Origin of the sequence: Rhizobium sp. AN68, from assembly GCF_030758035.1 — a bacterium.
GTDB lineage: Bacteria > Pseudomonadota > Alphaproteobacteria > Rhizobiales > Rhizobiaceae > Agrobacterium > Agrobacterium tumefaciens.
The window spans coordinates 2,800,767-2,810,434 of sequence record NZ_JARWMI010000003.1 but is presented as its reverse complement, the minus strand read 5'-3'; the positions used below and the strand labels follow the sequence as shown (position 1 = coordinate 2,810,434).

Annotated in this window: 6 protein-coding genes and 1 pseudogene; 4 read left to right on the top strand and 3 right to left on the bottom strand. The window is 58.1% G+C overall.

What is annotated here, in order from left to right; translation table 11 throughout:
• Positions 1 to 283 precede the first annotated feature (283 nt).
• The 3 genes from hrpB to RBH71_RS26550 all read left to right on the top strand — a co-directional run bounded on the left by hrpB (position 284) and on the right by RBH71_RS26550 (position 4,759).
• On the top strand, positions 284 to 2,770 hold the full coding sequence (gene hrpB, locus RBH71_RS26560; protein WP_003516252.1) for an ATP-dependent helicase HrpB: 2,487 nt from the start codon (positions 284 to 286) through the stop codon (positions 2,768 to 2,770).
• A 29-nt stretch (positions 2,771 to 2,799) separates the two neighbouring features.
• Positions 2,800 to 4,098, top strand: a complete 1,299-nt coding sequence (locus RBH71_RS26555; protein ID WP_323687558.1) for an ActS/PrrB/RegB family redox-sensitive histidine kinase — start codon at positions 2,800 to 2,802, stop codon at positions 4,096 to 4,098.
• A gap of 76 nt (positions 4,099 to 4,174) precedes the next feature.
• The gene (locus tag RBH71_RS26550; RefSeq protein ID WP_003516258.1) at positions 4,175 to 4,759 is read left to right on the top strand and encodes an ActR/PrrA/RegA family redox response regulator transcription factor; all 585 of its coding nucleotides are present in this window, start codon (positions 4,175 to 4,177) and stop codon (positions 4,757 to 4,759) included.
• A gap of 59 nt (positions 4,760 to 4,818) precedes the next feature.
• Here the strand turns inward: RBH71_RS26550 and RBH71_RS26545 are convergent.
• Positions 4,819 to 5,303: pseudogene (locus tag RBH71_RS26545) on the bottom strand (MmcB family DNA repair protein).
• Positions 5,304 to 5,486: 183 nt separating this feature from the next.
• On the opposite strand from RBH71_RS26545, the gene RBH71_RS26540 reads away from it, so the two are divergent.
• Positions 5,487 to 6,188, top strand: a complete 702-nt coding sequence (locus tag RBH71_RS26540) for a L,D-transpeptidase (protein WP_003516268.1) — start codon at positions 5,487 to 5,489, stop codon at positions 6,186 to 6,188.
• Positions 6,189 to 6,340: 152 nt separating this feature from the next.
• Here the strand turns inward: RBH71_RS26540 and RBH71_RS26535 are convergent, their stop codons facing one another.
• On the bottom strand, positions 6,341 to 8,509 hold the full coding sequence (locus tag RBH71_RS26535; RefSeq protein WP_003516270.1) for a malate synthase G: 2,169 nt from the start codon (positions 8,507 to 8,509) through the stop codon (positions 6,341 to 6,343).
• Between the two features lie 121 nt (positions 8,510 to 8,630).
• A complete protein-coding gene (locus RBH71_RS26530) occupies positions 8,631 to 9,596 on the bottom strand; it encodes a DUF1402 family protein (RefSeq protein ID WP_003516272.1) in 966 nt (321 codons plus the stop codon).
• Positions 9,597 to 9,668: the final 72 nt, after the last annotated feature.

The window sequence follows — 9,668 nt, the reverse complement described above, 5'->3', positions numbered from 1 at the left end:
TATCGTCAAAAAACTGACATTTTTGCTAAACCTATGAAAATAAAAGATAGTTTCAAGGTGGAGCGCCAAGGAGGCATAGAAAGGACTGAATCCTCGTCCCTTTTGGCGGCACATGCGGGAACCCCTTCCCACCCTTCACGACAGATAGCTTGCGAAGAACCGCAATTTTGCCGGAAGAGCTCTTGCGAAACCCTCTCCGCCGGCTGTCAAAGCACCGGGCCGTGCTTTAGAAACGGCAGAAGAGACGCTTAGACATCAACCCGATTGCCCCAGGCCTGTTTGCATGACCAGAACGCCAGCCCATATAAAGATCGATCTGCCCGTACTTCCCGTCAGCGACGTTCTGGCCGAGATTGCCCAAGCGTTGGACGGGTCAAAGCGTGCCGTTCTCTCGGCTCCGCCGGGTGCGGGCAAAACAACGCTGGTGCCGCTTCATCTCCTGCGTGAGGAATGGCGGGGCGACGGCAAGATCATTCTTCTCGAACCACGTCGGCTTGCCGCCCGGGCCGCGGCTGGACGCATGGCTGATCTTCTTCAGGAGAATGTTGGAGAAACCGTCGGCTATCGTATGCGGCTCGACAATCGCATCTCCTCAAGAACCCGGATTGAAGTGGTGACTGAGGGTGTCTTTGCCCGGATGGTTCTGGACGACCCGGAACTTGCCGGCGTTTCGACGGTGATTTTCGACGAGTTTCACGAACGTTCACTCGATGGCGATTTCGGACTGGCACTTGCGCTCGACGTTCAGGAGGGACTGAGAGACGATCTGCGCATCCTCGTGATGTCCGCCACCCTTGATGTGGAACGCATCAGTGCGCTGATGGGCGATGCCCCTGTCATTGAGAGCCTCGGCCGCACATATCCAATCGACATACGCTACGAGGACCGCTGGCAGGGTGTGCCTGTCGAAGAGAAAGTCACAAAGGCGATTACCGAAGCTCATGCATCGGAAACAGGCTCCATTCTTGCCTTCCTTCCGGGGCAGGCAGAAATTACTCGCACGGCCAACCGGCTGGAGGGGCGTTTTTCCGACGATACAGATATCATCCCGCTTTACGGCAATCTTTCGCAAAAGGAGCAGGATGCGGCGATCAAGCCGGCACCGGCCGGACGGCGCAAGATCGTGCTTGCCACATCGATCGCAGAAACATCGATCACCATAGACGGCGTGCGTGTGGTGATTGATAGCGGGTTGCAGCGACTACCGGTTTTCGAACCGGCAACGGGAATCACGAGACTGGAGACAGTGCGGGTTTCGCGCGCCTCCGCCGACCAGCGGGCGGGCCGAGCCGGACGAACGGAACCCGGCGTTGCGATCCGCCTGTGGCATCCGGGACAGACGGCAGCGCTCAACGCCTTCACGCCACCGCAAATTCTGGCGAGTGATCTTTCCGGCTTTGCACTCGACCTCGCTCATTGGGGCGTTCATGATCCTTCCGCGCTTTCATTTCTGGATGCCCCTCCCGAAGCGGCATTGAAGGAATCGATCGCGCTTCTCAAAAATCTGGGCGCACTCGATGAAAGCGGCGCGCTCACACGACGCGGCCACCTGATGCGCAGCCTCTCACTACCGCCACGGCTTGCGGCAATGGTAATTGCAGCGGGGAGCGAAGGCGCGGGAAAAAAGGCGGCGATGCTCGCTGTCATGCTGACGGAACAGGGACTGGGCGGAACCGACATTGATCTCGATGAAAGATTGCGGCGCTTTCTTTCCGAGAGAAGCGAAAGGGCGCAAGCGGCGCGCAAGCTGGCGTCTAGACTTCTAGATGCGATCGGCGATGCGCAGACTATGAATGAACAGCCAAGCGAGGCTGGCCCCTTGCTGCTGCACGCCTATCCGGACCGGATTGCGCTTCAGCGAGGAGCGCGCGGTCGTTATGTGATGGCGAACGGCCGGGGTGCAGAACTTGCCGAAACCGAGCGGCTGGCGGCGAGCAGGATGCTGGTGGTTGCCGATATTACGGGGCGTGCGGCACAGCCGCGCATCCTTTCCGCAGCAAGCATCGAGCGTACCGATATAGAAGAGCGGATGCCGCATCTTATTGTGCAGCAGGACCAGCTGCTGTTTGACAAGGCAAGCGGTCAGGCGCGTGCACGCCGCGTCACGCGCCTAGGCGCCATCATCCTCGACGAAACGCCCCTGCCCCGCCCGGAGGGTGAACAGGCGGCGCAGGCACTTGCCAACGGCGTTCGGGAATTTGGTGTCGGAATTCTTCCGTTCACAAAAGAAACCCAGCAGTTGCGCGACAGGATAGGCTTTCTGAATGCCAGCATCGGCGACCCCTGGCCGGATGTCAGCGATGCTGCATTGCTTTTACGGCTGGATGAATGGTTCGTGCCCTTCCAGCACGGCGCCCGCAGCCTTCAGGATATCCGGCCCGGCAGCCTTTCCGAGGGACTTTTAGCCCTGGTGCCTTATGAGGTCGCACGCGATCTCGGCAGGCTTGCGCCAACGCATTTCGAAGCGCCGAGGGGCCAGCGGCATCCTATTCGTTACGATGCCAGCGAACCGACGCTTTCCATTCGTGTGCAGGAGCTTTTCGGGCTGACGGCTCATCCCGCCATCGCGCAGGGGCGGTTGCCGCTGCTGTTGGAATTGACCTCGCCGGCGCACAGGCCGATACAGACGACACGCGATCTTCCGGGTTTCTGGGCAGGATCGTGGAAAGATGTGCGGGCGGACATGCGCGGGAGGTATCCGCGCCATCCATGGCCTGAGGACCCGGCATCGGCATTGCCGACCAGCCGCGCAAAACCGCGCGGAACGTGATGACGATGAAAAGCACAAAGGAGATGAAGGTGGCTGGCCATCCGATCGAAACAACAAGGCTTGGCCGCGCCAGCCGCAGGATAAGGCTGCAAACCATCGTATGGTTGCGCTGGCTGGCGGTGGCCGGGCAAAGTGCGACGATCCTGCTTGTTGCTTTCGGCTTGAACTTCCCACTGCCACTTCTGGCTTGCAGCCTTTTGATCGGTGCACTCGCGCTTGCCAACCTGTTTCTCACTGCGCGTTTTCCCTCCACCTATCGTCTGGAGCCCTGGGAAGCGACATTGCTGCTGGCATTCGACCTGCTGCAATTGACGGCGCTCATCTACATCACCGGTGGTCTTTCCAATCCTTTCGCACCGCTGATCTGCGTGCAGGTCATCATCGCCTTCGCCTCGCAGCCGCTTCGGCACTCGCTTATTCTGCTCGCCTTTGCCGTCATCTGCTCGACGGCAATCGCTTTTTCGCCGTTTCCGGTTCCGTGGTATCCCGGTGAGGTGCTGCCGATCCAGCTTCTGCTGCATGTGGGCACCTGGGTCGCGATCATTGCCACGACCTCTTTCGCGGCCTTTTATGCCTATCGAGTTTCGCACGAGGCCAATCAGCTGGCCGATGCGCTGGCTGCGACCGAACTGGTGCTGGAGCGGGAAAAACATCTCTCGCAGCTAGACGGTCTGGCCGCCGCTGCGGCACACGAGTTGGGCACGCCGCTGGCGACAATCAGCGTCGTCGCCAAGGAAATGGAACGGGAACTCGGAAATGATGAAAGGTTTGGCGAAGACATAGCGCTGCTGCGCAGCCAGAGCGAAAGATGCCGGGATATTCTGCGCCGCCTTACATCACTTTCCACCGATGATGAGGAGCATATGCGCCGCCTGCCGCTCTCCTCGCTGATTGAGGAGGTGATGGCGCCGCACCGGGAATTCGGCATCCGTCTCGATCTCGTCGAAAAGAACAACCGGATCGACGAGCCGGTTGGCATCCGGAATGCCGGCGTTATTTACGGGCTGGGCAATCTCATCGAAAACGGCGTGGACTATGCGCGGGAAAAAGTGACCGTGACCGTGGAGTACGATTCGCAGAATGTCGCCGTCACCATTGAGGATGATGGACCGGGTTATGCCCATGACGTGCTTGCCCGCATTGGTGAACCCTATGTGACCGAACGTCACAACGATACCCGGGCGGGAGGGCTGGGACTCGGGCTTTTCATTGCAAAGACATTGCTGGAACGCTCCGGCGCAACCGTTACCTTCGAAAATCGCGGTTTGAGCGGAACAGGAGCGCGGGTCACAATCGTCTGGCCTCGAGCGCTTATGGACGATAAATGAGACCGTTGACTTTACCATCCACGTGGAAGCGGCGATAAGAAGAAAAAGCCGACTAAGTTGCCGAAAGGCCTGAGACATGACGACAGAAGACCAGACCCCCATCAGCGCGACAACGGATGACGACGACCCGATCGGAGCTGACAGATCGCTGCTGATCGTCGATGACGACGGTCCCTTCCTGCGCCGGCTTGCCCGGGCCATGGAAACACGCGGATTTATCGTCGATACCGCCGAGACGGTCAGCGAAGGCATTGCCCGTTCCAAGGCTGCGCCGCCCAAATATGCGGTCGTTGATTTGCGGCTTACGGATGGCAATGGTCTCGAGGTCATCGAAGCCATCCGGCAGTACCGGGACGATACGCAGATTGTCGTCCTGACGGGCTACGGCAATATCGCAACCGCCGTTACCGCCGTGAAGCTTGGGGCGCTGGATTATCTTGCCAAACCGGCCGATGCGGACGATGTCTTCAATGCGCTGACGCAGCGCAAGGGTGAAAAGACTGAAGTGCCCGAAAACCCGATGTCGGCCGACCGGGTTCGTTGGGAGCATATTCAGCGCGTTTATGAAATGTGCGAGCGCAACGTCTCGGAAACCGCCCGCCGGCTTAACATGCACCGGAGAACGCTGCAGCGCATTCTGGCGAAACGCGCGCCGAAGTAGAGCATTTACAGTACAAGTGAGAAGCGGTTTTACGTCTGGATATGGTCTGAAACCGGGCATCACTCTCCGAAGCTGCGCCCGGTCGTCCACTCCGCCAGCATCAGCCGGGTTGCAGCGGTTCTCGAGAAATCCAGCATCACCGATTTGCGGGTTGCGGGCGGTAATTTATGCTCCGGCGCATCGCGAAGCATATGGGCGCCATAGCCATCCGACAGGATAAGCCCACATTCTTCCGGAAAGATTTCGACCGGCACTTCCGGATGGGTGGCAAAAAAAGCCGGTCGCAATGCAGGCGGTATTCCGGCCATTTGCGATCGACGCGGAAGTCCTCGATCGAGGATTTGATTTCGATAATCCAGATTTCACCCTTTGCCGAAAGGCTGATGAGATCGGCCCGTCGTCCGCTTGCAAGCGGCAGTTCCGGCAAAACCGAATGTCGCATCTCGTGCAAAAGCACCTGAACGCCGCGGCGCACCAGCATCGCCTTGTCCGACTGGCGACCGTCGATTAACGGATTATTGTTGGTAAGCGAAAGAATAGTCATGGATAAAGGCTACTGAGGCGTTTGGCCTATTGTTGCAAAAAGGCAATCAACCGGCAATTTTAAAGTCACATTCGTCCTGCAGCAGCGTATCGGCTTGCCAAGAACGGCTTAATGGAAAATAACCGATTTATCCAATTAAGCCTACTCCTTCGCACAATTTGGCGAATTTTCCGCGAGAACGATATGCGCATCCGTACCTCATTGACTGCACTCGGTCTGACGGCAGCACTGGCTCTGGCCGGCTGCGCCGAAACCACATCCCAATCATCCGGCCAGGTAGCGGCGTCAGTGCCGGTCGCTAACCCGGTTCCGGCAAAGGTCGAAACCGTCCAGATCTTCAACGATGTTTACGGCCCTGTGACCGACGCGGGCTATGCGCTGCCCGCCATCCCGATCAATCGTGTGAACGAGAAGTTCCGTCGTCAGATCGTCGAATTCCAGAATAACGAACGGCCGGGCACGATCATCGTCAATACGCGTGAGCGTTTCCTTTATTATATCCTGCCCGGCAACCGCGCAGTTCGTTACGGCATCGGCGTTGGCAAGGCTGGTTTTGCCTGGGCCGGCGAAGCCTATGTCGCCTGGAAGCAGGAATGGCCGATGTGGCATCCGCCGAAGGAAATGGCTGACCGCAAGCCGGAAGTCGCAAAGTATGTCGAGGCAGGCATGGGTCCGGGTCTTTCCAACCCGCTCGGCGCGCGCGCCATGTATCTCTTCAACGAAAAGGGACAGGACACGCTGTTCCGTATCCACGGTTCGCCTGAATGGGCATCGATCGGCACCGCCGCCTCTTCCGGCTGCATCCGCATGATCAACCAGGACGTCATCGACCTCTACAGCCGCGTCCGTCCCGGTCGCAGCACCAAGGTTGTCGTGATCCAGTAAGATCAGATACCAGACAAAGAAAAAGCCGCCGTGGAATTCCCGGCGGCTTTTTTGTTTCTGGAGCATTCCCAGTAAAAGTGCATAGCGGTTTTAAGGTAGAGCACGTCGAACATTCCGTTCAGACAAGACGTGCTCTGGAGTGCCTGTCGGCCTCAAGCTGCCTGCTTCGCCTTCAGTTCGAGGCGACGGCGGTGCAGAACCGGTTCCGTATAACCGTTAGGCTGCTCCCGGCCTTTCAGCACAAGTTCGACGGCGGCCTGAAAAGCGACCGATCCTTCAAAGTTGGACGCCATCGGCAGATAGGCCGGATCTCCGGCATTTTGGTTATCGACCACGGCGGCCATACGTTTCATGGTCTCAACGATCTGCTCTTGCGTAACCACGCCATGGCGCAGCCAGTTGGCCATATGCTGCGCGGAGATGCGCAGCGTGGCGCGGTCCTCCATCAGTCCGACATTGTTGATGTCAGGCACCTTGGAGCAGCCGACGCCCTGATCGACCCAGCGCACGACATATCCCAGAATACCCTGCGCGTTGTTGTCGAGTTCGCGCTGGATTTCCTCGGGCGTCCAATTGGGACGCGGCACGACCGGCACCGATAGAATATCGGAGAGTTTTGCCCGGCCCCGGCTTTTCAGGTCGTCCTGAACGGCTGCGACATCGACCTTGTGATAATGCGTGGCATGCAGCGTCGCAGCCGTGGGTGAAGGTACCCAGGCGGTGTTGGCGCCTGCCTTTGGATGCGCGATCTTCTGCTCCAGCATGGCGGCCATCAGGTCAGGCATGGCCCACATGCCCTTACCGATCTGCGCATGGCCGGAAAGGCCGCATTCCAGACCGATATCGACGTTCCAGTTCTCGTAAGCCGCAATCCAGGCCGCCTGTTTCATATCGCCCTTGCGGATCATCGGACCCGCTTCCATCGAGGTATGAATTTCGTCGCCCGTGCGGTCGAGGAAGCCGGTATTGATGAAGACGACCCGGTCTTTTGCCGCGCGAATGCTTTCCTTGAGGTTGACCGTGGTGCGGCGTTCCTCGTCCATGATGCCCATTTTCATGGTGTTCGGCGCCATGCCGACAAGCTTTTCGGCCCGCGTGAAAATCTCGTTGGCGAAGGCGACTTCCTCCGGCCCGTGCATCTTCGGCTTGACGACATACATGGAACCGGCACGGGAATTCTGGCGACGGCCGGAGGGGCCGACATCGTAAAGCGCAATCAGCGCTGTGACGACGGCGTCCATGATACCTTCCGGCACCTCGCGGCCATCCTTGTCGAGGATCGCCGGATTGGTCATGAGGTGACCGACATTACGCACCAGCATCAGGGAACGCCCCGGCAGAGTAAGTGCTCCACCATCGGGGGCGGTGTAATAACGATCCGGGTTGAGACTACGCGTGAAGGTGTTACCACCCTTGGAAACCTTCTCCGTCAGGTCGCCGCGCATCAGGCCAAGCCAGTTGCCATAAACCAGCACCTTGTCCTCGGCATCAACAGCGGCAACGGAATCCTCGCAGTCCATGATGGTTGTCAGTGCCGATTCGAGAATGACATCCGAGATGCCCGCCTTGTCACCCTTGCCGATTTCCGTCGAGGGATCGATGACGATCTCGGTGTGAAGACCATTCTTGCCAAGCAGGATCGTTGCCGGCTTTTCCGCATCGCCGGTAAAGCCCTTGAATTGCTCGGCATCTTTCAGGCCCGTTTTGCTGTCACCGATTGCAAGCTGCAAGAGGCCGTCAACGATCTTGAAGCCGGTCACATCCGACCAGCCTGCCGTTTCGAGCGGAGCTGATTCGTTGAGGAAGTTCCGCGCCCAGGCAATGACCTTTTCGCCGCGTTTCGGATTATAGCCCCTGCCCTTTTCCGAACCATCGGCGTCAGAAATGGCATCCGTGCCGTAAAGCGCATCGTAAAGCGAACCCCAGCGGGCATTGGCGGCGTTCAGCGCATAACGGGCATTCATGACCGGCACGACAAGCTGCGGGCCTGCGACAGCGGCAATTTCCGAATCGACGTTGCTGGTTTCGACCTTGAAGCCGGGTCCTTCCGGCAGCAGATAGCCGATTTCCTTCAGGAAGCCCTCATAGACATCAAAATCCGTCGGGGCGCCATTCTGCCGGTACCAGCCATCCAGTTTTTCCTGCAAGGCGTCGCGCTTTGCGAGCAATTCACGATTCTTGGGGGAAAGCTCGTGGACGATGGCCGAAAAGCCTTCGAGGAAGGTTTCTGCATCAAGACCCGTGCCCGGCAGAACGTCATCCGTCAAAAAAGCATAAAGCCTGTCATCAATGGAAAGACCGAATTTATTGGTGCGGCTCACATGCGCCTCCTCTTTATCTCAAGGGCGCAGATTGGACGCTGAGGCAGGCGCTCGTCAATTGCGAGAGGCAACCAAATATTATTTCCGTTTTGGAAAGAATGCCGACGATAATCGTCTTTTTCTACAAAAGCGCCTGCAAATCCTTGATGCGATCGTTCACCAGCCAGCCGTAATAGTTTTCTTCCGGCAAAAGCGGCTGTTCCCCCCCTGCGGCGCGCTGACGATTTTTCTGGGCGAGAGCGGCAGCGCGCTGCGCGGATCCGCCGACATTATAAAGCGTGGACGTTACACCAGGATTTTTGGAAACATCCATGTCGGCAATCGACCTGTAGTCGTCGATCGATTTGCGGATGGAAGCTGCCATAAAGGCGAGCGAGCGATCCGGGTCCATGATGGCGGTATAAACGGCGGTCGCATCGTTTTCGTCGAGCTTCTCATAACCTGAGGTTTTCGACACCATGTCGGACAACATCAATGCCGTGAGCGGATTGATCTGGCCGAGACCGAAGGTCTGTCCGGCATAAAAGGGCTGGAAAAATACAGCGCTGAAACGATTGTTCGGATAGGCAACGCCATCTACCGTCTTGCCGCGGAAGCTGTCGTCCCAGACGTCTTCCCGACAGTTCCAAAGGCTATAGGAATCCTTTTTCGACTGGCACCTGGCGAATTGCGAATGCGTCAGAAACTGCGCGATGGTTTCGTCCTTGTAGCCGAAACGGAAGCTGCTGCCGGCATAGGAGGCGGCCTTGACGTAGTAGGATTGCAGGCGGTCATAGGCGTCGACGTTATAGGTATGCTCGCCGACAATCGCCCCGATCATGTGGATCGGATCGATACCGTAGCGCCCGGCGGTAGACTTGATCTTGCCGATCAGTGCCTTGTCGGAAGACAGGAGGTCGATCACCTTCTGGTATTTACGCTCGAAAGACGTATTGGAACCCTTGGTTCGACGTGCGGAAGCCCCCGGAATGCCCGGCTGTTCGGCATTGCGATTGCCAGGCGGGACGACCGTCGCGGCCTCGGCATAAGAAGACGAGACGACGGTGAACGTCAAAGCGGCGGCAAATGCCAGAAGAGTTTTGCGCACGAGCGAATGCCTTTTCTCAAGCCGACCTCTCCCGAACCAAGAGAAAACCGGACCATTCCATAAAGCGGTTCC

What these genes read in the sequence shown, in the direction of transcription:
- hrpB (WP_003516252.1), top strand. Translation starts at nt 284, where the DNA reads ATGACCAGAACGCCAGCCCATATAAAGATCGATCTGCCCGTACTTCCC.
- RBH71_RS26550 (WP_003516258.1), top strand. Translation starts at nt 4,175, where the DNA reads ATGACGACAGAAGACCAGACCCCCATCAGCGCGACAACGGATGACGAC.
- RBH71_RS26540 (WP_003516268.1), top strand. Translation starts at nt 5,487, where the DNA reads ATGCGCATCCGTACCTCATTGACTGCACTCGGTCTGACGGCAGCACTG.